The 22,608-nt window shown below is 65.7% G+C and carries 21 protein-coding genes and 2 pseudogenes; 13 read left to right on the plus strand and 10 right to left on the minus strand.

Annotation, left to right across the window (positions count from 1 at the left end; genetic code table 11):
• Positions 1–10: 10 nt before the first annotated feature.
• From E0W60_RS32745 to E0W60_RS32760, 4 genes are all read right to left on the minus strand, one after another.
• Positions 11–379, minus strand: a complete 369-nt coding sequence (locus tag E0W60_RS32745) for a TraR/DksA family transcriptional regulator (RefSeq protein ID WP_133092788.1) — start codon at positions 377–379, stop codon at positions 11–13.
• A gap of 242 nt (positions 380–621) precedes the next feature.
• Positions 622–954, minus strand: a complete 333-nt coding sequence (locus E0W60_RS32750; protein ID WP_133092789.1) for a DUF883 family protein — start codon at positions 952–954, stop codon at positions 622–624.
• 50 nt (positions 955–1,004) lie between these two features.
• Positions 1,005–1,691, minus strand: a complete 687-nt coding sequence (locus tag E0W60_RS32755; protein WP_133092790.1) for a dienelactone hydrolase family protein — start codon at positions 1,689–1,691, stop codon at positions 1,005–1,007.
• Between the two features lie 46 nt (positions 1,692–1,737).
• Positions 1,738–2,241, minus strand: coding sequence for a BCAM0308 family protein (locus E0W60_RS32760; protein ID WP_135706954.1), 504 nt, complete (start codon positions 2,239–2,241; stop codon positions 1,738–1,740).
• A 582-nt stretch (positions 2,242–2,823) separates the two neighbouring features.
• On the opposite strand from E0W60_RS32760, the gene E0W60_RS32765 reads away from it, so the two are divergent.
• From E0W60_RS32765 to E0W60_RS32785, 5 genes are all read left to right on the plus strand, one after another.
• Complete coding sequence (locus E0W60_RS32765; RefSeq protein ID WP_135706955.1) at positions 2,824–3,015, plus strand: hypothetical protein; 192 nt, start codon at positions 2,824–2,826, stop codon at positions 3,013–3,015.
• A gap of 8 nt (positions 3,016–3,023) precedes the next feature.
• Positions 3,024–4,913: an ATP-dependent zinc metalloprotease FtsH gene (gene ftsH, locus E0W60_RS32770; protein ID WP_135706956.1), complete on the plus strand. Its 1,890-nt coding sequence runs from the start codon at positions 3,024–3,026 to the stop codon at positions 4,911–4,913.
• Between the two features lie 17 nt (positions 4,914–4,930).
• Complete coding sequence (locus E0W60_RS32775; protein ID WP_135706957.1) at positions 4,931–6,244, plus strand: erythromycin esterase family protein; 1,314 nt, start codon at positions 4,931–4,933, stop codon at positions 6,242–6,244.
• Between the two features lie 120 nt (positions 6,245–6,364).
• Positions 6,365–8,002 (plus strand): chaperonin GroEL, encoded by a 1,638-nt coding sequence (gene groL / locus E0W60_RS32780; RefSeq protein WP_135706958.1) that lies wholly within the window; start codon positions 6,365–6,367, stop codon positions 8,000–8,002.
• A gap of 24 nt (positions 8,003–8,026) precedes the next feature.
• Complete coding sequence (locus E0W60_RS32785; RefSeq protein ID WP_135706959.1) at positions 8,027–9,397, plus strand: nicotinate phosphoribosyltransferase; 1,371 nt, start codon at positions 8,027–8,029, stop codon at positions 9,395–9,397.
• Positions 9,398–9,420: 23 nt separating this feature from the next.
• On the opposite strand, the gene E0W60_RS32790 is transcribed toward E0W60_RS32785, so the two are convergent.
• Genes E0W60_RS32790 through E0W60_RS32800 form a run of 3 tightly spaced genes read right to left on the minus strand, consistent with a single transcriptional unit; the run spans position 9,421 to position 11,368 of the window.
• Positions 9,421–10,077: a BON domain-containing protein gene (locus E0W60_RS32790; RefSeq protein WP_133092796.1), complete on the minus strand. Its 657-nt coding sequence runs from the start codon at positions 10,075–10,077 to the stop codon at positions 9,421–9,423.
• Positions 10,078–10,103: 26 nt separating this feature from the next.
• The gene (locus E0W60_RS32795; protein WP_135706960.1) at positions 10,104–10,730 is read right to left on the minus strand and encodes a phosphoribosyltransferase; all 627 of its coding nucleotides are present in this window, start codon (positions 10,728–10,730) and stop codon (positions 10,104–10,106) included.
• A 32-nt stretch (positions 10,731–10,762) separates the two neighbouring features.
• Positions 10,763–11,368 carry a nitroreductase family protein gene (locus E0W60_RS32800; RefSeq protein WP_133092798.1) on the minus strand — a complete coding sequence of 202 codons (606 nt, stop codon included), beginning with the start codon at positions 11,366–11,368 and terminating at the stop codon, positions 10,763–10,765.
• A gap of 366 nt (positions 11,369–11,734) precedes the next feature.
• Here E0W60_RS32800 and E0W60_RS37235 point away from each other — a divergent pair, with 366 nt between their 5' ends.
• Complete coding sequence (locus E0W60_RS37235) at positions 11,735–11,875, plus strand: hypothetical protein (protein WP_167884624.1); 141 nt, start codon at positions 11,735–11,737, stop codon at positions 11,873–11,875.
• Positions 11,876–11,889: 14 nt separating this feature from the next.
• On the opposite strand, the gene E0W60_RS37855 is transcribed toward E0W60_RS37235, so the two are convergent.
• Complete coding sequence (locus E0W60_RS37855; protein WP_431189923.1) at positions 11,890–11,994, minus strand: hypothetical protein; 105 nt, start codon at positions 11,992–11,994, stop codon at positions 11,890–11,892.
• Between the two features lie 121 nt (positions 11,995–12,115).
• On the opposite strand from E0W60_RS37855, the pseudogene E0W60_RS38465 reads away from it, so the two are divergent.
• The 3 genes and pseudogenes from E0W60_RS38465 to E0W60_RS32815 form a co-directional block, all read left to right on the plus strand.
• Positions 12,116–12,718, plus strand: a pseudogene (locus E0W60_RS38465) (poly-beta-hydroxybutyrate polymerase N-terminal domain-containing protein); the annotation flags it as partial.
• Positions 12,719–12,730: 12 nt separating this feature from the next.
• Positions 12,731–13,216 (plus strand): annotated as a pseudogene (locus E0W60_RS38470) (poly-beta-hydroxybutyrate polymerase); the annotation flags it as partial.
• Positions 13,217–13,403: 187 nt separating this feature from the next.
• Positions 13,404–14,705 (plus strand): MFS transporter, encoded by a 1,302-nt coding sequence (locus tag E0W60_RS32815; RefSeq protein ID WP_167884663.1) that lies wholly within the window; start codon positions 13,404–13,406, stop codon positions 14,703–14,705.
• Positions 14,706–14,991: 286 nt separating this feature from the next.
• Here the strand turns inward: E0W60_RS32815 and E0W60_RS32820 are convergent, their stop codons facing one another.
• A complete protein-coding gene (locus E0W60_RS32820) occupies positions 14,992–15,270 on the minus strand; it encodes a DUF1488 domain-containing protein (RefSeq protein WP_133092800.1) in 279 nt (92 codons plus the stop codon).
• A gap of 37 nt (positions 15,271–15,307) precedes the next feature.
• Complete coding sequence (locus tag E0W60_RS32825; RefSeq protein ID WP_135707143.1) at positions 15,308–15,760, minus strand: universal stress protein; 453 nt, start codon at positions 15,758–15,760, stop codon at positions 15,308–15,310.
• Between the two features lie 422 nt (positions 15,761–16,182).
• Between E0W60_RS32825 and ppsA the strand changes: the two genes are divergently transcribed.
• The 4 genes from ppsA (at position 16,183) to E0W60_RS32845 (ending at position 22,556) form a co-directional block, all read left to right on the plus strand.
• Complete coding sequence (gene ppsA, locus E0W60_RS32830) at positions 16,183–18,588, plus strand: phosphoenolpyruvate synthase (RefSeq protein ID WP_135706964.1); 2,406 nt, start codon at positions 16,183–16,185, stop codon at positions 18,586–18,588.
• A gap of 208 nt (positions 18,589–18,796) precedes the next feature.
• Positions 18,797–20,566 (plus strand): acetate--CoA ligase, encoded by a 1,770-nt coding sequence (acsA, locus tag E0W60_RS32835; protein WP_135706965.1) that lies wholly within the window; start codon positions 18,797–18,799, stop codon positions 20,564–20,566.
• On the plus strand, positions 20,563–21,585 hold the full coding sequence (pdhA, locus tag E0W60_RS32840; protein ID WP_133092804.1) for a pyruvate dehydrogenase (acetyl-transferring) E1 component subunit alpha: 1,023 nt from the start codon (positions 20,563–20,565) through the stop codon (positions 21,583–21,585). Before acsA ends, pdhA begins: the two co-directional genes overlap by 4 nt.
• Positions 21,582–22,556: an alpha-ketoacid dehydrogenase subunit beta gene (locus tag E0W60_RS32845; protein ID WP_135706966.1), complete on the plus strand. Its 975-nt coding sequence runs from the start codon at positions 21,582–21,584 to the stop codon at positions 22,554–22,556. Before pdhA ends, E0W60_RS32845 begins: the two co-directional genes overlap by 4 nt.
• Positions 22,557–22,608 lie beyond the last annotated feature (52 nt).

Raw genomic sequence — 22,608 nt, forward strand, 5'->3', positions numbered from 1 at the left:
CCGGCATCTGTCAACGGTCTGCATAAAGCTGCTCGTGCCGGCGCTGACATGCCGTACAGCGCTTCGCGGTCGGATATGCTTGCAGGCGCGAGAACGGGATCGGCTGCTGGCAATCGATGCAGGTGCCATATTGGCCGTGCTGCATCCGCGTCCGCGCGGCGGAGATGTCGGCCAACTGCATGCGGTAATGGTCCAGCATCGCATCGTCCTGCCGCTGGTTGATTTCGTCGTCGGCAAGGTCCCCCTCGTCCCGCGCCTCTCGCTGTGCCATTGGCGTCATTGGCGTGTCGGCGGAGCCGACAGCCGCTCGGATGCTCGCTTCTTCCGCATCAAGCTGCGCCACCAGTGAAGCGGATTGCTGTGCTGTAAGATTGGTCATGAGGGACTTCCTTCCCCCGCTGGCGCTTGGAGTACTTCCGGATGCCGGCTGCCAGGCATTCTGCAGCGGGAATGCGATTGGATGGGGTGTAACGGTGTCGCGCGTTAGGACTCGCCTTCACGAAGATGCCGGATCTCGGCCTCGCCCCGCTGGCCGGGCAGGCAGGCTGCGATCGCCGCAGCCTGTTTGCCCGGCATGGCGAATACGATGGTGTCCATGCAGGCATCCTTGCGCGCCCGCCGCTATTGGCGCGTGACGGCCAGCGCGACCAGTGCACCGGCCACGGCTGCGACCGCGGCGACGGAGCCGATGCTCTCCCAAGGATGCGCGTGAACATAGCGATCCGTGGTGTCGGCCCATCGCGAGACACGCGTCCGTGCCGCCTCGCGTTGCTCGGCCAGACGCCCCTGGAGCGCGTGCAGGCGTGCGCCCAGCTGCGCGCGTGCCGCGGCGGTCTCCTCGCTGGCTTCGTCGGCAACATCCCTCAACAATGCCTGTACATCGGCCAGCAGCGTATTGGCATCACGGGCCAGTACCTCCTTGTGCAGCAAGAGCGCGGCGCGAGTATCGTTCATGTCATTCTCCTTTTCTCTGAGTCATCGCCGTGCATCACACGGCACCATGCTTAGCCGGCGTGGCCGTGCGGCGCGGGCTGCGTTGCCGCTGCAAAATGCTGGCAGAACCATTTGCCCGCTAGCTTGCCGACCTGTTCCAGCGCGCCTGGCCCCTCGAACAGATGAGTGGCGCCGGGAATCACCTCCAGCCGCTTCTCGCAGGGCATCCAGGCGGTGGCGCGCGCGTTGAGTTTGAGTACCTCAGGATCCGCTTCCCCCACGATCATCAGCGTCGGCGCACGCAACTGGCATAGTGCCTCATGGCCGGCCAGGTCGACGCGGCCGCCGCGCGATACCACCGCGTCGATCCGCATATGCGGCGGCGAGTCCACGGCGGCACGGATGGCCGCGGCAGCTCCCGTGCTGGCGCCGAAATACCCGAGGCGCAGGTGGCGCTCGCGCGTCAGGTGCGCCACGGACACCGTGGCAGCCTTGAGCCGCTCGCCAAGCAGGGCGATGTCGAACCGCTTCGACATCCCGACGTCCTCGTCGGCCGTCAGCAGGTCAAACAGTAGCGTGCCCAGGCCCATCCCGTTCAGCATCGATGCGACTTCGCGATTGCGCGCACTGTGGCGCGAATTGCCGCTTCCATGTGCAAACAGGACCAGACCGGATGCAACTTCGGGCACGGCAAGGTCGCCCGGCAACGCGATATCGCCGATATGGATCCGCACCTGTTCGTTGGTAATGTGCCCCATGAACTCCCCTTCCCGCTTCCCGATCTTGCCTGTGGCCTCGCCGCCGTCACGCCCTGTGCCAGTGCACGTTCAGCTCGGTCTCGGCGTTGCCGTAATCGATCGTGAGTGTTCCGCGGTAGGCATGGTGGATGGCGTTGCCGATGTCCCGCGCCAGGTGCAGCCCGGTCGTGGTAACCACCGTGCCCTGTTCTCCCGAATCGATTGCCATCACGCGCTCCATCGGATGCTCTGCGCGCAGTTGGGCTTCGCGGTGTCGTATCAGCGCCAGAATCTCGGCCCGATGCGCAGCCTCGAAGGTGCCGCCCAGCGTCACTCTCCCGGCGGGGGTCTTATCGGCGACGCGCTGGCATGCAGAGCAAACCAAGGTTGCGGCGCCCGGTGGTACGGCGCGCCATTGCCAGTGCCCGCGCATGAATACGGCATGGCAGACCGGGCAGCTCGCCAGCGTCGGGGCCGCCGTCGGCTGCTTGTAGCGGTCGGGGACGTGCTCGACGGGCAACGGATGCCAGCGGACCGGCCTGACCTTGATTGACTGCGCTCGGACTTTCATCTTGATGCCTCGCTGGTTATGGACAACGCACGCCGGTCGCCGGCGCGCTGCGGCGCGTCTGCCGTGTCCCTCACCACTCCGGTAAAGCCCGACGCGCCCCCACTGTTAAAGCTATTCGCCTGTGCGGCTATCAACTTGGGCTGGATCAAACAATGGTCAGACATCTGCGAGATTGCTGGCTACATGGTGGTCCGCCGCAGCAAGCTGCATAGTTCCGGCAGCGGACGGGCATTGAGCACGTCGTCGGCCTGCGGCCAGCCCCGCCGCGCCTGGGCCAGCCGTAGGGACAAATTCTGGAAGTCGCGCACGCGATGCGCATCCGAGTGATGCTCACCAGCACTCCGCTAGCCTTTGCCATCCGACAGCCGCTGTCCCTCCTGCACGGGCTGCTTTCTTTCCTCCGGAGTCTGGACGACCGTGCGAGCAGTGGGTTGCGGCACATCAAGGATGCCGCCCGCCGCCTGCAGCGAGCTTCCGAAAGACCGCCATCGTTGGTGACGGTGGCCGTTGATACGGATCAAAGGCCAACCCCGACCCGCCGCTATCTTGGAATGACGCACAACCCTCACAACGATCCGAACGATGGCATCGGACACCGGTATCCAGGAAGCTGATGTGAAGCATTACTTGCGCAAGTCGGCCGCGTATCTTTTCCACTCGCGACGCATCGCCGCCGTCGCACACCGCAGTATTCGCCGGCCGGCCAGCCAATCCGCCACCTGCGCCACCTCGGCGCAGCGAATCCCCGGCTGCCGACAGCCCACCGCCACCTGACTTCGGCCATGGAACGCAGCAAACGGAATTTCTCGCTCTGGTACCTGCTCGCGGCTGTCCTGACGACGCTGGCGCTCCAGTTCTACGTCGCCACGGAAACCGTCACCTCCCTGGCCTATAGTGACTTTAAGGCCTTGCTCAAGGCCGGCAAGGTGCGCAGCGCTACTGTTGGCGAGACGGCGATCAGCGGCACGCTGGCGACAGCCGGGGTCGAGACCATCCTGCCAGCCGACCAGGCGGCCGCGGTACAGCGCGGCGGCAGCCCCGACCGGACCTTCACCACGGCCCGCATCAGCGATCCCGGGCTGCTGGCCGACCTGGACGCGGCCCATGTGCGCTATGCCGGGCAGCCCGATGCTCGATGGTTGGGCACGCTGCTGTCCTGGATCGTGCCTGCCCTTGCCTTCTTCGCGATCTGGAGCCTGCTGTTCCGGCGCATCGGGAATGCCGCTGGGGGGCTGATGGAGATCGGCAAGAGCAAGGCCCGGGTCTATCTTCAGCAGGAGACCGGAGTGAGCTTCGCCGACGTGGCCGGCATCGACGAAGCCAAGGTCGAGTTGATGGAAGTGGTGGACTTTCTCAAGAACCCCGGGCGGTACCGGCGCCTGGGCGGCAAGATTCCCAAGGGGGTACTGCTGCTGGGCGCCCCGGGCACCGGCAAGACCCTGCTGGCACGGGCGGTTGCCGGCGAGGCCGGGGTGTCGTTCTTCAGCATGAGCGGCGCCGAGTTCGTGGAAATGTTCGTCGGCGTCGGCGCGGCACGCGTGCGCGACCTGTTCGCGCAGGCCGAGCAGAAGGCGCCGTGCATCATCTTCATCGACGAGCTGGACGCGTTGGGCAAGACCCGCACCCTCAATGTGGCCGGCGGCCAGGATGAGCGCGAACAGACGCTCAACCAGTTGCTGGTGCAGATGGACGGCTTCGACACCAACAAGGGCGTGATCATCATGGCCGCCACCAACCGGCCGGAAATCCTCGACGCCGCGCTGCTGCGGCCCGGGCGCTTTGATCGCCATATCGTGCTGGACCGCCCTGACCTGAAAGGGCGCGAGCAGATCCTTGGTGTGCATGTGCGTCATGTCAAGCTGGCTCCGGAAATCAATCTCCGGGAACTGGCCGCGCGCACGCCTGGCTTTGCCGGCGCCGACCTCGCCAACCTGGTCAACGAGGCGGCACTGCTGGCCGCCCGCAACGACAAGCCGGCGGTCGACAACGCAGACTTCAACCTGGCGCTCGACCGCATTGTCGGCGGGCTGGAAAAACGCAACCGGGTCATGATCCCGCTGGAAAAACAGACCATTGCCTACCACGAGGCCGGGCATGCACTGGTGGCCGAATGCCGCCGGCATGCGGACCGGGTCTCGCGCATCTCCATCATTCCGCGCGGCGTTGCGGCGCTCGGCTACACGCAGCAGACCCCGACCGAAGACCGCTACCTGCTACGCCGCAGCGAATTGCTCGACCGGCTGGATGTGCTGCTTGGCGGGCGCGCGGCGGAACAGATGGTCTTCGACGACGTTTCCACCGGCGCGCAGAACGACCTGGAACGGGCCACCGACATGGCACGGCAGATGATCACGCAGTTCGGCATGAGCGAATCGCTCGGCCTGCCGTGTTACGAGCGCGCCGGCAGCCCGTTGCTGCCCTACGCGGCCGCGCTGTCGCGGCCGGAACGCGAGTACAGCGAGCGCACCGCGCAGGCCATCGACGAAGAGATCCGGCTCACGCTGGACCAGTCCGCCGAGCGGGCACGCCAGACCTTGCTCGGGCAGCGTGCGCGCCTCGACCGGCTGGCGCAGCTGCTGCTTGAAAAAGAAGTGGTCGAGCGGCATGCGCTCGATGCCCTGATGCGGGCTGAAGGTGCGACGGCGCCACACGATGAACCCGTCATGCAGTAGCCACCCGAGGAGTCCCCATGGCATCTCCGCTTACCCCGTTCCTTGCTGTCCGGGAGGCCGCACAACGCCTGCAGGGCAATGCCTCCGACTACGATCCGCTGCTTGACATGGCCCGCGGGAAGGATTTCGTATTGCTTGGCGAAGCCACGCACGGCACGGCCGAGTTCTACCGGATGCGGGCGCAGATCACGCAGGCGCTGGTCCGTGGCCAGGGCTTCGATGCCGTCGCCATCGAAGGCGACTGGCCCGACGCCTGGCGTGTCAACCGCTACGTGCAGGGCGAGGGAAATGACAGCGCCAAGGAAGCCCTAAGCGATTTCGAGCGTTTCCCGTCCTGGATGTGGCGCAACCGGGAGTTCCTGGCGTTCATCGAATGGCTGCGCGGCCACAATGCCAGCCTGCCGCCGGAGCGGCGGGTCGGTGTCTATGGGCTCGACCTCTACAGCCTATATCGCTCAGCCGCGGCCGTGATCCGCTATCTGGAGCGCGCCGACCCGCTGCAGGCCGAGGCTGCCCGGCAGCACTATGCCGCGCTCGACCATGTGCGTGATCCAGCTGCCTACGGCTACCAGGCCGCCGCCGGGCTGCGTGAGCCCGCGCGCGACGGCGCCATCCGCCAGCTGCTGCAGTTGCGCACCGACGAGGCCGCCTATATCTCCCGCAATGGCCTGGCGGCCATGGATTCGCACTACTTCGCGGAGCGCAACGCGACGGTGGTGGTGAATGCGGAAGCCTACTACCGCGAGATGTTCGGCCGCCGTGTCAGCACCTGGAACCTGCGCGACGCGCACATGGCGCAAACGCTGTTTTCGCTGGCCGCCTACCGGCTGCGCCGCGGCGGCAACGGGCGCATTGTGGTCTGGGCCCACAACTCCCACCTCGGCGATGCGCGGGCCACGGAATCGCAGCTGCGCGGCGAGTGGAACCTCGGCCAACTGGTACGCCAGCAGGCCGTCACGCAGGCGCTGCTGGTCGGCTTTACCACCTACGCCGGCCACGTCTGCGCCGCCTCTCGATGGGACGGCGACCCCGAACACAAAACCGTCGTGCCGGCACTGCACGACAGCTGGGAAGCACTTTTCCACAGCACCGGCTTGGATCGCTTCTTCCTCCCGCTTGGGCCACAGGCCAGCCACGCGCTCTTCGAGGTCATGCTGGAACGCGCCATCGGCGTGCTCTATCTGCCGCGCACGGAGCGTGCCAGCCACTACTTCGACGCTTCAATCGCCGGCCAGTTTGACGCCCTCTTCCACCTGGATGAGACCACCGCGCTGGAACCGTTGCAGCCAGGGCATCCCGTGCCCGTGCTGGACAGCGACCAGCCAGACTGAAGCACGCGCCTATTTCAGGCAGCGGCCGCGAGCCTGGCGCTTGCGTTGCATCAACGTCCGGACTGGCACGCCAACTACCGTAAAGCGAGCCAGACCACTCATGTCAATGCGGAGATCGTCATGTCTGCCAGAACACTCATCTTCCACCAGGACGCGCGCCGCATGATGCTGAGCGGCGTGGAACAACTGGCCCACGCTGTGAAGGTGACGCTGGGTCCAGGTGGCCGCAACGTGATCGTGGAGCGGCCCGACATGGTGCCGCTGGTCGCCAATTCCGGCGTGGTCGTGGCGAAGTCGGTGACGCTGGCCAATCCTTTCGCCGACATGGGCGCCCGCCTGCTCTGCGAGGCCGCAGTGCGCACCAGCGAGATCGCTGGCGACGGCACCACGACCGCCACCACGCTGGCCCACGCGATCGTGGCCGAAGGCGTGAAATACGTCGAAGCCGGTCACGATCCCATGCAGCTCAAGCGCGGCATCGAGGCCGCCGGCAAGCTGGTCGCCAGCGCCTTGCTGGAGAGTGCCCGGCCGTGTGGCAGTACCGACGAGATGCGCCAGATCGCCACGATCTCGGCCAGCGGCGACCAGACTGTCGGCACGCTGGTGGCCCAGGCTGTCGAGCGGGTCGGCAAGGACGGTGCGATCAGCGTGGAGGATGGCTCGAAGCTGGACGACGCACTCGACATCGCCGACGGCGCGCTGATCGATCGCGGCTACCTCTCGCCCTTGTTCGCGACCAACGAGAGCCGTGCCGTCGTGCTGGAGTCGCCATTGGTGCTGCTGTGCGACGCGAACATTGCCGCGATTGCGCAACTGCTGCCGGTCCTGGAAGCCGTGAGCCGCGCCGGCCGGCCCTTGCTGCTCATCGCCAACGACGTGGAGGGTGAGGCGCTGGCCACGCTCGTGGTCAACAACCTGCGCGGCGCGCTGAAGAGTTGCGCGGTCAAGTCTCCGGGTTTCGGCGACTCGCGTACCGAGCAGCTGGGCGACCTGGCCGCGCTGACCGGCGCTACCGTGGTCTCGCCGCAGGCCGGCATCTCGCTCGAGCACGTCACCCTGGAACAGCTTGGCGAGGCCCGCCGCGTGGAGGTCAACAAGGACACCACCATCCTGATCGCCTCCGGTGACGAACGGCCGCGCGTGGCCGAGCGCGTTGCCGCCCTGCGCCTGCGCCTGGACGAGGTGCGCTCGGACTATGAGCGTGAGGCCCTGCAGCGGCGCCTGGCCCGGCTTGCCGGCGGCGTAGCCGTGATCAAGGTGGGCGCGGCCACGGAGAGCGCGCTGCACGAGCGCAAGAACCGCTTCCAGGATGCGTTGCACGCCACCCGAGCCGCGGTGGACGAGGGCATCGTCGCAGGCGGTGGCGTGGCGCTACTGCGCGCCCGCGCCGCCCTTGAAGCCTGGCAGGCGCCGAATCCCGAGCAGGCCGCCGGCGGCCACATCGTCCACGCGGCACTGGCCGCGCCGATGCGGCAGATCGCCGCCAACGCCGGTGCGGATGCCGACGCCGTGGTGCACCAGGTGTGCGCCGGCTCGGGAACGCTCGGCTACGACGCCGGCACCGAGCGCTATGGCGACATGCTCGAACTGGGCGTGATCGACCCCGTCAAGGTGGTGCGCACGGCCCTGCAGAATGCCGTCTCGATCGCCTCCCTGCTGCTGACGACGGACTGCATGATCGCGATCCAGCGCAGCCCTGCCGGCCAGGGCGATGCCGGCACGCGCCCGGGGTCATCCATGTTCGGCGAAGATTATTGAGCAATGCCGCCTGCGCGAGCCGCCATGACTACCCCCGATTGCGAAAGCCCGCTGCTGACCGACCTGTACGAGTTCACCATGATGCAGGCGTATTTCGACAGCGGCATGCACGATATCGCCAGCTTCGAGTTCTTCGTCCGCAAGCTGCCGCCGGGCAGGAGCTTCCTGCTGGCCGCGGGACTGGAACAGGTGCTCGCCTACCTGGAACGGCTGCGCTTCAGCGCGGACGATCTCGACCAGCTGGCGTCGACCGGGCATTTCAGCCCGGCGTTCCTGCAATCGCTCGCACACTTCCGCTTCAGCGGGGATGTCCAGGCCATGCCGGAGGGCACGGTGTTCTTCCCGGACGAGCCCATCCTGCGCATTACCGCGCCGATCCAGCAGGCCCAGCTGGTCGAAAGCCGGGTCATGAACCTGCTGCACTACGAGACCATCGTGGCCAGCAAGGCGGCGCGCGTGGTGCTGGCGGGATCGGGGCGCATGCTGGTGGATTTCGGCCTGCGCCGCGCGCATGGTGCCGAAGCCGGCCTGCTGTCGGCCCGGGCCAGCTATCTGGCGGGGTTCACCGGCACCGCGACGCTGCTGGCCGGTGTGCGCTTCGCCATCCCGTCGTACGGCACCATGGCGCATTCCTATGTGCAAGCGCACCTGGACGAGGGCGAGGCCTTCGCGTCGTTCGCGCGCTCGCAGCCCGACAACGCCACGCTGCTGATCGACACCTACGACACCGAGGCCGCCGCGCACAAGGTGGCGGCACTGGCCGCGACGCTGCGCGCCAGCGGGATCGCCGTCAAGGCGGTACGCATCGACAGCGGCGACCTCGGCGAGCATGCGCGCCGGGTGCGCGCCATCCTCGACGGCGCGGGGCTTCAGTCGATCAGCATCTTTGCCAGCGGCAACCTGGACGAGTATCGCATTCGCGATCTGGTGGCAGCGGGCGCTCCCATCGACGGTTTCGGGGTCGGCACGCGCATGAACACCTCGGCCGACGCCCCGTATCTGGATTGCGCGTACAAGCTGACCGAGTACGCGGGCCTGCCGCGCCGCAAGCGCTCGGAAGGCAAGGCAACCTGGCCTGGCCGTAAGCAGTCCTACCGTCGTTACGGCGCCGACGGCACCATGCTTGGCGATACGCTGACGATCGAGGGGGATGCCTGTGACGGTCTGCCGCTGATGCAGTCGTGCATGACGGGTGGCCGGCGTGTGGCGCCAGAGGTGCCGCTGCTCACCAGCCGGGCCTATGCCGCACAGCAACTGGCCGCGCTGCCTGTCGCCCTGCGCGCGCTGGAGCAGTCGGCGCCCTACCCGGTCACCGTCAGCACTGCCCTGCAAGACCTGGCGCGCGCTGCCGATGCGCTGACCGCGCAGGCCAGTCCGGCAGCGACGCCCCGGTAGTGCGGCAAGGACGAATACCTGAGCTAGCCGGGCCTGACTTCGATCTGGTTGACGACCGCGCTGACGCCCGGTGCAGACCAGGCCGCTTCGAATGCCGCGTCGCGCTCGGCCAGCGTAGGCAGAGTGCCGGTCAGCGTCACCGCGCCATCCCTCACCGCCACGGTCACCTGGTCGACGTCGCCGACGGCCTGGCGTGCGATGGCCGCCTGGATCCGTGCCGCCACGTCCTGCGCGTCGGCACGAGGCCGGAGGGCAAGCGCATTGGTGACCCCGACCACGCCGAACAGTCCGGCCACGGCGTGCTCGGCGGCGGTGCGCTGGTAGTACCAGTCGACATCGCCGCTCAGGGTCACGACGCCGTGTTCGACCAGGATCCGGATACGATCGGCCGGCACCATCGCGTCCCAGGACAGCACGTTGGCCGCGGCGCGGGCAATGTCGGCATCGGTGCGGCGCGCATCGTCGGGCAGGTGAACGTCCAGTTCCACGGCCAGCGCCCGCACGCCGGCGATGCGCCTGACGGCTGCTTCCGCCGAGTACTTCTCGGCAAAGGTCCCAAGGTGCCCCGTCAGCGTGACGACGCCGTCCTGGACCTGGACCCCGATCTCGTTGCCATGGACCGCCGGATCCCAGATCAGCGCCTCGGTCACGTCTTGCTGCAGCTGCCTGTCGCCCTTCATGGATGCCTCCTCGCGTATACGCGTCTTTACCGCCCTTTCAGACATGCCACTACCTCCGCGTCCTCGACCTGCGAGAAGTCGCGGTAGAACTGGCCCACTGCCCGAAAGCCGGCTGGCGTCTCCAGGCACACCACCTCGTCTGCATAGGGCCGCAACAGCTCCAGCGTCCGCGGTGGCGCCACCGGCACTGCGCAAATGAGCCGCGCAGGCTTCTCCTCGCGGATGGCATGCAGCGCGGCTATCATCGAGGCACCGGTGGCCAAGCCGTCGTCCACGACGATAACCTGGCGTCCGGTGGCGCGGATCGGCTCCCGCCCCGGTGTGTAGGCAGCACGGCGCTGCCGCAGCACTTCAAGCTGGGCTGCGCGCTCGCGGTCGATGTATTCGCTGTCGGCGCCGACCGCGGCGGCATAGGGTGTGAGATAAGTCCAGCCACTCTCGCCCACGGCGCCGATGGCGTACTCGGGGTTGCCTGGCGCGCCAAGCTTGCGCACCAGCACGACGTCAAAGTCTCCACCTAGCGTATCGGCAATGATGGCGCCCATCGGCACCGCGCCCCGGGGTACGGCCAGCACCAGTGGCCGTTCTCCAGCGTGGCCAGCGAGCGCACGGGCCAGCTGTTTGGCGGCATCGGCCCTGTCAATGAATGGCATGGTCCTCCTCCTGTGCCTGCCTGGACGGCCGCTTACGCCGGATAGCCCACGCTCTGGGCCAGGATCACGCGCTGGTCGGGCTCCAGCCGCATGGCGGTGGCCAGCGCGCGGCGGTCCAGCAAGCCACGCGCCACCGTGGCCAGGCCCGACGCAGCGCAGAAGAGATAGACGTTCTGGCTGATATACCCCGTATCCAGCGCAGTATAGAACTGGCGCAGAGGCTTGTCGGTCTCGTCGAGCCTGGAGAGCCGGCTGACGTAGACGAGGTTCAATGGTGCCTCGGCAACATAGTCCTGCAGGCCGGTAGCCGCGCGCAGGTCTTCGCCGATGACCAGCCGAAGGCGCCAGTCCGGCGGTTCGAGCACGTACAGGCCGTCGCGCAGCGCCACGTACAAGTCGATTTCCTGCCAGTTGCGGGTCGAAGGTGCGGTGCGCAGGCCGGTGCCCGGGCGGTTGACGCCGAAAGCGGCCCACAGCAGGGACGACAGCAGCGCGTCATCCAGGCGCCGCGAGGCGAAGTGCCGGGTCGAGCGGCGCTGCTGCAGCGCGGTCAGCAGCGGCATGCCGCCTTCGGTCTGCGGGGCCGGCAGCTTCAGGTATTCCACGCCGGCTTCGGATAAAACGATGGGATGTGTCACGTCGTGCTCCAGAAGGACGGGGGTCGGCACGGCCCCTCTGGGATTACCGTAGGCGGCGAGCGGGCGCTGCCATTTGGGATGGATCAAAGGAACGCCTGTTTGCGCGTGGGAGGTAGAAGGACATCTTCAGTTTCGGGTTCCTGATCGGCTTTGTCGCGCTGGTGGTCCGGCCACAATGCGCAGGCCACCGTCCACGCGCCCCCCGTGCTCTGCCAAACGCACGCCACGGCATGGCGATCCCCACGCCGTCCCACGCACTGCGCGCTCCTTGCGATACGTCAATTCCCGCCAGGACCACCCTCCTAGACTTAACCAGACCTGCGCGCCCCTGGGGCAGCCCAGCCGCTTGACTATAGGAGTCGCACCATGCCAGACCAGACCGATCCCGCCTTCGAACTCGCGCGCTGCGCCGAGCAGTCCGCCCTGCGCGTATGGCTGCGTTGGGATGAATCGCGCCAGATGCTGCACGCGCGGAAAAGTTACCTGGTAGAAAGGCCGGCCATTTAGCGCCCGAGCTCGCCTCACACGGCAAAGCGAAAATGGCCGCTGTGCAACACGATGTGCCGCGCACCTGTCATCTCGAACAGCGCTCCCGCGACGCGTTCAATGTCCTGGCGGTTGCTCATGAATGCCGGTAGCAAATCTTCACTGCGGTACGAACGGCGGGCAGCACCTGCAATGAGAATCGATGACCGGACGCAGCCGCCCAGCCTGGCGGCCATGCCGGAATGCGCGCCGCAGCCCGCCATGCCGGCGCAAGTCTGGCTGGACAAGCAGATCCGCGCCAGCCTGGCCCGCGCCACCGGCGGCCTATCGGTGATCTCGGCGAGCCTGGCCGGGCTCGACTGGGCACTGCAGCTCGGCATCGCCCCCGCAAAGGTGGTGCAGGCCTGGCAGGTGTGGCTGCAACACAGTATCGAGGATTCACCACGGCTGTTGCCGACCACGGCCGAGCCCCCATCCGTCGATGTCAGCGATCAACGCTTTGCCGATGCTGGCTGGCAGGACTGGCCTTATCGTTGCTGGCGCGATGCGTTCATGCGCAACGAGGCCTTCTGGGAGTCGCTGACGCAGGATATCGACGGCCTGTCGCGCCATCACCAGCACATCGTCGCCTTCTGTGCCCGGCAATGGCTTGACCTGTTCGCACCGGGCAATGTCTGGTGGATGAACCCCACTGTCGCCAGCGCCGCCTCGAGCACTTTCGGCGCCAACTTCCTGCAAGGGGCCCATCACTGGCTGCAGGACGCCAGTGAGTTGCTGTCGGAGTTGCCCGGCCTGCCCGCCGGGCGGCCCGCGCTGGAGTATTTGCCCGGGCGCGACGTGGCGCTGACACCCGGCAAGGTGGTGTTCCGCAACGCGAACCGCGACACCACACGCCTGCCTTATCGGCTGCATTCCGAATGCTTGCACAAGCTGTTCCTGGGCAACGAACTGGCCACTGGCAAGCTGTGCGTCGGCGGGCGGCCGATCGCCCTATCTGACCTCGACCTGCCGCTCTTCGTGGCCGGCACCGAGCACGACCACGTCTCGCCCTGGCGCTCCGTCTACAAGCTGCACTTGCTGACCCAGGCCGAACTGACCTTCTTGCTGACTTCGGGCGGCCACAACGCGGGCATCGTGTCGGAACCAGGCCACCCGCGCCGGCGCTACCATGTGTACACGAGATTGGCAGCCGCGCCTTACCTGAGCCCGGAGCAATTCCTCGACATGGCTGAGTACCGCGAGGGTTCCTGGTGGCCGGCGTGGCATGACTGGCTAGTGGCCCACTCGACAGAGCGCTGCACGCGACAAGCGCCGGCCCGGGATTTAGCGGACGCCCCTGGTGCCTACGTACTGGAACCCTAGATGCTCGAAGGACTGGAACAGATAAGCCCTCTGAAGTAAAGGCTTCGCGAACCCCTTACGAGAGGAGCATGCAAGAGAAGAAGGATGGAACATGACCGTGCCCCAATCGCATGGCCGGGCTCGCGCGCTTCATGCGCCCTCTGCCCTGGGCCCCGACGTACGACCGCGCGAAGTATGGGCATGGGCCATGTATGACTTTGCCAATTCCGGCTACACCACGGTGGTCATCACCGCGCTGTTCAATGCCTACTTCGTCGCCGTGGTGGCCGGCAATGCCCCCTGGGCCACGCTGGCCTGGACCGCGGCACTTTCTCTTTCCTATGCACTAGTGGTGCTCAGCGCGCCGCTAGTCGGCGCCTATGCCGACCTGCGCGCAGCCAAGAAGACACTGCTTGCCGTGACGACGGCGGGTTGCGTGGTGTTCACCGCCCTGCTCTATTTTGCACAGCCCGGCACCCTTGGTCTGGCCATCCTGTGCGTAGTGCTGTCCAACTTCTTCTTCAGCAGCGGCGAAAACCTGATCGCCGCTTTCCTACCGTCGCTTTCTACTCCGCGCGCCTTGGGTCGGGTATCGGGCTGGGGGTGGAGTCTTGGCTATATCGGTGGCCTGGTCACGTTGGGCCTATGTCTGCTCTATGTCAACTGGGCGACCGCCCGGGGCCACGTCGCCAGCCAGTTCGTGCCCGTCACCATGCTGATCACGGCGGCCATCTTTGCCCTGGCGAGCCTGCCGACCTTCCTGCTGCTGGGCGACCGCGGCGCGCCGCAGATCGCTGTGGCCGCACCGGCTGGCGAGCAGGCCATCGGCGTAGCCTGGGCCCGAGTATGGCAACGCCTGAGCCAGCTGCGGCAGTTCCGGGACCTGCGCCGCTTCCTGCTGTGCACCCTGTTCTACCAGGCCGGTATCCAGGCGGTGATCACGCTGACCGCCATCTACGCCAACCAGGCCATGGGTTTCAGCACGCAGCAGACGCTGACCCTGGTGCTGGTGGTCAACCTGACGGCAGCGGCTGGCTCCTTGCTGTTCGGCCATGTGCAGGACCGGATCGGGCACGTGCGCGCCATTGCCCTGACGCTGCTGGGCTGGATCCTGACCATCCTGCTGGCGCGCGCCGCGCGCGACGCGCCGCTGTTCTGGCTTGCCGCCAATGTGGCCGGCCTGTGCCTGGGCGCCGCCCAGTCCGCCGGACGGGCCATGGTGGGGCTGCTGGCCCCGCCCTCGCGCGCGGCCGAGTTCTTCGGGCTGTGGGGCCTGGCGGTCAAGCTGGCCTCGATCGCCGGGCCGCTGACCTATGGCATGGCAACCTGGCTGACGGGCGGCGATCACCGACAGGCGCTGCTGGTCACCGGCAGCTACTTCGTCGTCGGGCTGGGCCTGCTGTGCAGGGTCAACACCGGGCGAGGGCGGCAGGCTGCCCTGCGCGCTGAGCGCAAGGTGGGAATGGAGACCGGCAACGGCGTTGCTACTGCCATTCCCCCTTGCCAGTAATGCCATTCACCAGGCCCTCTACTCGAATTCACGCATGTGAACAAACGCCGTCGCCGAGCGAGAGCTTCCATCTTCTCGCCCATTTGAGGGCCATATACCGTTGGCCAGCAACCTGCCGTACCTGTCTTTGACGGGCTGTATCTGACGCGTCGGGGAGGTGTCAACGCCCTCCAAGCGGACACGGTCATCAAGGGCTGTACGGCCGATACATCGCCGCACTTACGCGAATGCACGCGCGGAAAAGTTACCTGGTAGAAAGGCCGGCCATTTAGCGCCCGAGCTCGCCTCACACGGCAAAGCGAAAATGGCCGCTGTGCAACACGATGTGCCGCGCACCTGTCATCTCGAACAGCGCTCCCGCGACGCGTTCAATGTCCTGGCGGTTGCTCATGAATGCCGGTAGCAAATCTTCACTGCGGTACGACCGCGCGCCGAAATGATCTTCAAGCGCCTCGGCTGTGATCTCATAGGTTGCCGGCGAGCCGTCTACTTTCGCGGCGCACTGCAGGCTTGGGCCGGTCGGACAATAATCCGGCATCTCGCCGGCAAAGTCGATCTTATGCATAGTCTCTGGCGTACTGCCCTCCAAAGTCTGTGCCTGCCTACGCCTCCTCGGCGCGGACAAGCAGTATGGGGCGAACCGACTTGCTGACGACGTGCTCCGAGACCGAGCCCAGCACCATGCGCCGCACGCCACGATGGCCGTGAGTGCCCATTACGATCAGGTCCGCGCTCCAGTGATCCGCTTCCTTGACGATCGCCTCGGCAATCTTCGCAGGGGTGCCTGGCGTCTCGGCCAACCTGCTGCTCCAGCGCACGCCGGCGGCACTCAGCCGCTCGCCGGCGCGAGCCAACACCTGCTTGCCGTAGGCAATAATGTCGGCCATCAGCCACGGCCGGTCGCCCGAACTGACCTCGAGAAGCAGGTCGCTGTCGTCAACGACAAACATGGCGCTGACTTCGGCATGAGTGACCAGCGCCATGGACACTGCCTGCTCCAGGGCATTTAAGGATGAGCGGCTACCATCGATGGCTAGAAGAATTCGGCGGTACACGGCGACCTCGGCTGCGGCTATGGTTCTTTCCAAAGTAGCGGTCGCAACGATATGAAGGTTGATGCCAGTCAACAAATCCCTAAAGTCCCTCCCGCCGGTGGGCTGGGAATTCGGACCGGGGCAACGACATGCGCAGGCCCACCCGTCTTCATGCGGCCAGGCGCGGTGGGCAAGTGGTAGACGGCGCTTCGCCGCGATTCAATGCGACAGCAGCAGCGGCATCGCGTCCGCCTGCCGTTAAGCTGCCTTGTGGGGGCTTGCGTTGGATCAACTCACGGCGTCGTTTGACCACTAGTGTGAATGCGTCAGTCGCTCGCGAGCGCTGTTCAGCACCCTTGGAAGCTTCCCGGACGTTATCCGTACCAAGCGGAACCTTGGCCTTGCTTAGGCGTCGGCATAAATCCGCCGAGAAGGAGTAGCACATGTCCAACGAACATGCGCAGGTTGTCTGGTTCGAAGAACTAAGGCGGGCCGATGTTCCTCGCGTCGGTGGCAAGAACGCGTCGCTGGGCGAGATGGTGGCGAACCTCGCGCCCGGAGGGGTCAAGGTTCCACCCGGGTTCGCAGTCACGGCGGATGCATACTGGCGCTTTATCCATGCGAATAGCCTGCGCGAGCCGGTGTCCAGGACGCTCGGCGAACTTGCTGAAGGCAAGGTTTCCCTCGCCGAGGCCGGGGCCGCCATTCGTCAGCTCATTCTCCGAGGCGAATGGCCCAGAGAGACGGCAGAGGCGATCCGTGTGGCTTATGAAGAGCTGAACCAAAGGACCGGACGGGTCAACATGGACGTCGCAGTCCGCTCGAGTGCGACCGCCGAGGACTTGCCGGATGCGAGTTTCGCCGGACAACAGGAAACCTTCCTCAATATCCGGGGTGATCGCGCGCTCCTTGACGCTTGCCGGCGCTGCTACGCCTCACTTTTCACCGACCGCGCGATCAGCTACAGGCAGGCGAAGGGCTTCGACCATCTGAAGGTTGCTTTATCGGTCGGCGTCCAACGCATGGTGCGATCCGACCTGAGCAGCGCCGGAGTGATGTTTTCGATAGACACCGAAACCGGCTTCGACAAGGTCGTCCTGATCAACGCCGCCTGGGGTCTGGGCGAGAGTGTCGTGCAGGGCACCGTCGAACCAGACGAATACGAGGTGTTCAAGCCACTTCTGTCCGACCCGTCGCTCACGCCGATCATCGGGAAGAAGCTCGGCGACAAGAGCCGCAAGATGGTCTACACGAGCGATAGCCGCGCTCCGACCAAATGTGTCCCGACCTCGAAGGCAGAGCGCACGTCGTTCGTGTTGGGAGACGAGGAGATTCTCACCTTGTCGCGCTGGGCTCGCGCAATCGAAGACCACTATGGCCAACCCATGGACATCGAATGGGCGAAGGACGGCGAGACCGGAGAGTTGTTCATCGTCCAGGCCAGGCCGGAAACCGTCCAGTCGCGACGCGAGGCTAGCGCTGTGAAGCGCTATCGCATCAAGAAGGCCGGCCGCAAGCTGGCATCGGGCGTGAGCATCGGGGAAGCCGTCGCGGCAGGCGCGGTCTGCGTCATCGATAGCCCAAGGGAAATGGGACGCTTCGTCGACGGCGCCATCCTCGTGACCCAATCTACGGACCCCGACTGGGTGCCCGTCATGCGGCGTGCGGCTGCCATCGTCACCGACCTTGGCGGGCGGACCTCGCACGCGGCCATCGTCAGCCGCGAACTGGGGCTTCCGGCAATCGTCGGTACGGGCAGTGCGACCCATCTGCTACACGACGAGCAAGAGGTCACCGTCTCCTGCGCGGAAGGCCGCGAGGGTTTCGTCTACGAAGGCACTGCCGACTATGAAGTCGACGAAATCGACTTTGGCAGTATCCCGGCAACGCATACCAGGGTCATGCTGAACCTGGCCAACCCCGCAGCAGCGCTCCGCTGGTGGCGGATCCCGGCCGATGGCGTCGGGCTGGCGCGAATGGAGTTCGTGATCGGTAATCACATCAAGATCCATCCAATGGCGCTGGTCCGCTACGACACGCTAAAGGACGATGCGGCCAGGCAGACGATTGCCGGCTTGACAGCCGGATACGAAAGCAAGACGGAGTACTTCGTGGACCGGCTCGCGCGCGGACTGGGGCGAATTGCCGCTCTGCAGTATCCCCGTCCTGTAGTGGTCCGCATGAGCGACTTCAAGACAAACGAGTACGCGCATCTGATCGGCGGCGCGGAATTCGAGCCGCGGGAGGAGAACCCGATGCTTGGATTCCGTGGCGCGTCACGATACTACTCGCCTCGCTATCGAGAGGGCTTCGCGCTGGAATGCCAGGCGATTTGCCGCCTGCGCAGGGAGATGGGGTTCACTAATGTGATCGTCATGATTCCGTTCTGCCGCTCGGCGAAAGAGGCGGACCGCGTACTGGAGGTCATGGCGGAGAACGGCCTCGTGCGCGGCGAAGCCGGCCTGAACGTATATGTCATGTGCGAGATCCCGTCGAACGTGATCCTGGCGGGCGAGTTCGCCAAGCGCTTCGATGGCTTTTCGATCGGCAGCAACGACCTGACTCAGCTCACGCTCGGCGTGGATCGCGACTCATCAGAACTCGCGGCGTTGTTCGACGAGCAGGACGACGCCGTCAAATGGATGATCCGCAGCGTCATCGCCGAGGCGCACAAGGCCGGGGCCGAAGTCGGCTTGTGCGGCCAGGCGCCTAGCGACCACCCGGAGTTCGCTGGATTCCTTGTCGAAAGCGGCATCGATTCGATGTCGGTGAGTCCCGATAGCTTTATCGCGGTCAAGCGTCACGTTGCTGCCGCCGAGCATGCGAGGACAAGGATCTCGTATGTATGAGCGTCAGAAAGGTGAAGGATGGAAGTGATATGGCGGGAGAACCGAAGAACATTCCCTGCTGCCAGGCCATGAGTCCGATGTCTTCGCTAAAGCGGGCAGGACTTGCCCTTGCCCGCTCAGGTAACGGACGGCCGGGCAGCGCTGGCCGCCCCGCTTCTCGTCGCCTGCCCCCGCCCCTATAGTGGTCCCAAGGAGACCAAGCGCCAGAATGGATCTATCCACAATCATCCACAAGACCGCAGCGGATCTGCGTGTTGCGCCAAATTTTTCCGACTATGAGGCGGAGCGTCATGGATTTTCCTGGGACGCCATCCGCAGGACCCTCGGCGCCCAACCCGATGGCGGGTTGAATATCGCGTGGCAGGCGGTGGATCGCCATGTGGAAAGTGGTGCGGGTGACAAGGTCGCATTCCGCTTTCTTTCACGGGGCGGACCGGCAGCGCGCGCCGTCACCTACGCACAGCTGGCCAGTCTCACCAATCGCTTCTGCAACGTACTGCGCGAACTCGGCGTGGGCAAGGGAGACCGGATCTTCATTCTCGCTGGACGCATTCCGGAGCTTTATACGGCCCTGCTCGGCGGCCTGAAGAACGGCTGCGTGGTGTCGCCGCTGTTCTCGGCATTCGGGCCCGAGCCGATCGCCACGCGACTGAACCTCGGCAAGGGCTCGGTGCTGGTCACCACCGACCAACTCTTCATGCGCAAGGTCGCCGCATGGCGCGACCGCATGCCGAGCCTCAAACACATCCTGCTGGTCGCGGAAGACGGCGGCTCCACCGCGATACCGGGGACGCTTGACCTGGCTGCAATGATGCGCAGCGCGACCGACGCGTGCCAGATCACGCCTACCACGTCCGAAGACATGGCGCTGTTGCATTTCACCAGCGGCACGACCGGCACGCCAAAGGGGGCCGTGCACGTCCATGGCGCCGCGCTCACCCACTGGGCAACCGGCAGGTATGCGCTCGATCTTCATGCGGACGACATCTATTGGTGCACCGCCGATCCGGGTTGGGTGACCGGCACATCCTACGGTGCCATCGCCCCATTGCTGCATGGCATAACGTCTATTGTGGACCTCGAAGAATTCGACGCGCAGCGCTGGTATGGAATCCTTCACGACGAAGGCGTCACGGTCTGGTATACGGCGCCGACCGCGATCCGCATGCTGATGAAGGCGGGAACCGAAGCAGCCAGAGTGCGTGCTTTCCGGCGACTGCGGTTTATCGCCAGTGTCGGCGAGCCCCTGAACCCAGAGGCCGTCTGGTGGGGCAAGAACGTGCTGGGCCTGCCGATTCACGACAACTGGTGGCAAACGGAGACGGGGGGCATCATGATCGCCAATACGCCAGCCTTTGATATCAAGCCTGGCTCGATGGGCCGGCCGCTTCCCGGCGTGGATGCTGCCATCGTGCGGCGTAACGAAGACGGGCGCGCCGAACTGATCGATAGCCCCGGAACCGAGGGCGAGCTTGCACTCAGAAGCGGTTGGCCGTCAATGTTCCGGGCTTATCTCAACGAGGAAGCGCGCTACCGCAAGTGCTTCGCACACGAATGGTATCTGACCGGCGACCTGGCTCGCCGCGATACCGACGGCTACTACTGGTTCGTCGGCCGCACTGACGACGTCATCAAGTCGTCCGGACACCTGATCGGCCCCTTCGAGGTCGAAAGTGCGCTGATGGAGCATCCGGCCGTCGCCGAAGCCGGCGTCATCGGCAAGCCGGATCCGGTTGCGGGAGAAGTGGTGAAGGCATTCGTATCGCTCAACAAAGGCTTTGAACCTTCTGAAGCGCTGCGCCTGGAGCTTCTTGGTCATGGCAGGAGCCGCCTCGGCGCGTCGGTGGCCCCCAAGGACATCGCCTTCCTTGCGGAATTGCCACGAACACGCAGTGGCAAGATCATGCGCCGATTGCTGAAGGCACGGGAACTTGGCCTGCCGGAGGGGGACACCTCCACGCTTGAGACCGGATCATGATGGACATCGAGCATCCCGCCCCGCCGCCACCTTCCGGACCGGTGCCCTATGACAAGGCCTTCGCGCTTACGCTGCTGCGCGACATGGTACGTATTCGCCGTCTTGAGGAGACATGCGCGCAGCGCTACGGCGAGGGCAAGATACGCGGCTTCCTGCATCTGTACATTGGCGAGGAAGCCGTATGCGTTGGTGTTCTCCATGCGCTCGCCCCCGACGACAATGTGGTCGCCACCTATCGGGAGCACGGGCATGCGCTGGTTCGCGGCATGGACATGCGCGTGCTGATGGCCGAAATGTACGGCAAGCAGGAGGGCTGTGCGCGAGGCCGCGGCGGCTCGATGCACCTGTTTAGCCGCGCTGCCCGGCTCTTCGGGGGCAATGCCATCGTGGGCGCAGGTCTCCCGCTGGCGGTCGGCCTTGCGCTCGCCGGACAAATGCAGGGCAGCCAGCGTGTCACCGCCTGCTTCTTCGGCGACGGAGCGGTCGCCGAAGGCGCGTTCCATGAATCGATGAACCTGGCCGCATTGTGGAAGCTCCCGCTTTTGTTCTGCTGCGAAAACAATCTCTATGCGATGGGGACGGCTCTTGAGCGTCATGAGTCCCAGACAGACCTCTGCGCCAAGGCAGCGTCCTACAACATGCGGGCTTTCGCGGCCGACGGAATGGACGTGGTCGCCGTCTGCGAAGCTGCCCGGAATGCCGTGGCCAGCGTCCGGGGCGGCACGGGGCCGGTGTTCCTTGAACTGCGCACCTATCGCTTCCGCGCTCACTCCATGTACGACCCGGATCTGTACCGCCAGGCGGCCGAGGTCGAGGCGTGGAAGACACGCGGTCCCATTCATACGTTCACCGCGCGGCTGAAGGCGGAAGGCAAGCTGACGGAAGACGAGTTTCTCTTGCTGGACACCGACGCTGGTGCGGAGGTTGCGAGGGCCGAGGCCTTTGCCGAGGCGGGCACCCTGGAGCCTGTCGAGGATCTGCTGAAGGATGTTTACTCACCGGCAGGAGGTACCCCATGAGCTTGCGCCTCAGCTACCGGGAGGCCGTGCGCGAAGCCCTGCGCGAGGCGCTTGCCAAGGACCCCCGCGTCTTCCTGATGGGCGAGGACGTCGGCCGCTACGGCGGCAGTTATGCGGTCTCCAAGGGGCTGCTGGCCGAGTTCGGCCCGGAACGCATCCGCGATACACCTCTTTCGGAACTCGGCTTCACCGGCGCCGGCATCGGCGCGGCCCTGGGCGACATGCGCCCCATCGTCGAGGTGATGACCGTCAATTTCAGCCTGCTCGCACTCGACCAGATCGTTAATACCGCAGCCCTGTACCGCCATATGTCTGGTGGGCAGTTCTCCGTACCGCTGGTGATCCGGATGGCCACCGGGGCTGGCCGCCAGGTCGCGGCCCAGCACTCTCACAGCTTCGAGGGCTGGTATGCCAGCATACCCGGCCTCAGGATCCTGGCGCCCGCCACTGTCGAGGACGCACGCCGCATGCTGGCGCCGGCATTGGCCGATCCCGACCCGGTGCTGATCTTCGAGCATGCAGGCCTGTACAACGTGGAAAGCGAGATTCCGGAAGCGTCCGTCGTGGATATCCACTCGGCACGGGTCAGGCGGGCCGGCAAGGACGTGACCCTGATCGCGTATGGTGGTGGCCTGCCCAAGGCGATGCAAGCCGCCGATTCGCTTTCGGCCCAGGGAATCGATGCCGAGGTGGTCGATTTGCGCGTCCTGCGTCCGCTGGACGATGCGACCATCATGGCCTCCGTCGCAAAATGCCGTCGTGCGGTGATCGTCGACGAGGGCTGGCGCAGCGTCAGCCTCGCCGCGGAGCTGATGGCGCGCATCGTCGAGCAGGTTTTCTATGAACTCGACGCACCTGTCGCGCGGGTCTGTTCTGCGGAGGTACCGATTCCTTATGCCAGGCATATGGAAGAGGCCGCCCTGCCCCAGGCGGACAAGATTGCAACCGCCGCCAGCCAGCTGATCGCATGAGCAAGCCGGCAGCCCTCACTTCCAGCGCCCGCAACCGGCGCATCGTTCCGGC

It is taken from the genome of Cupriavidus oxalaticus (assembly GCF_004768545.1).
GTDB classification, from domain to species: Bacteria; Pseudomonadota; Gammaproteobacteria; order Burkholderiales; family Burkholderiaceae; genus Cupriavidus; species Cupriavidus oxalaticus_A.